The sequence below is a fragment of the Tepidiforma sp. genome (genome assembly GCF_026419595.1).
In the GTDB taxonomy this organism is placed as follows: Bacteria; Chloroflexota; Dehalococcoidia; order Tepidiformales; family Tepidiformaceae; genus Tepidiforma.
Map to the genome: position 1 here is coordinate 1 of NZ_JANZZD010000113.1, position 588 is coordinate 588.

1 protein-coding gene is annotated in these 588 nt (G+C 37.6%); it reads right to left on the reverse strand.

Annotation, left to right across the window (positions count from 1 at the left end):
- Positions 1-100 precede the first annotated feature (100 nt).
- Positions 101-322, reverse strand: a complete 222-nt coding sequence (locus tag N2041_RS14665; RefSeq protein WP_297679363.1) for a hypothetical protein — start codon at positions 320-322, stop codon at positions 101-103.
- Positions 323-588 lie beyond the last annotated feature (266 nt).

Genomic DNA, 588 nt, shown 5'->3' on the forward strand with positions numbered 1-588 from the left:
ATACACCCATATCACCATATAGAAAAAATGGGTGAAAACAAGGTGGACGCCACCCCCAGAGCGGGTTATCACCACTTATCACCATATTATCCTATATATCTTATTCTTTTTTTTTCTTTCCCTTCTCCCTTCTCCCTTCTCCCTTCTCCCTTCTCCCTTCTCCCTTCTCCCTTCTCCCTTCTCCCTTCTCTATATATTTTTTTTTTAAAAGAATATAGGAAAATAAGGTGAAATAGGTGACAAATAGCTCTTGCAGCCGTGTCCAAACAGGTTCACCCATTAAAATCGATATGGTGAAATGGTGATGGTCTAACCCTGCCATCGAAAGTACTCGTACGTTTTTAAACTTTTGTAGGGGTCGCTTGTAGATAAAGACACACCCTCGCACAACTGTGCCACCTCCGGTGCCTTTTCATTATGGATTTATTAAAAGTTATTTAAAATGATTTTAAATTTCATTTTTATTGAAAAAAATTTAAGATACACCATTGCGCGCACGGCGCTGTATGCGGTTTTCAGCATGGTGTCATAAATTGCCAAAAAATGTCGACGAATATAATTTAAAAATAGACGAATAATAGAAAAAAA

Bases quoted from the DNA above. Each gene is read 5' to 3' on its own strand.
- N2041_RS14665 (WP_297679363.1), bottom strand. From the start codon at position 322: ATGGCAGGGTTAGACCATCACCATTTCACCATATCGATTTTAATGGGT.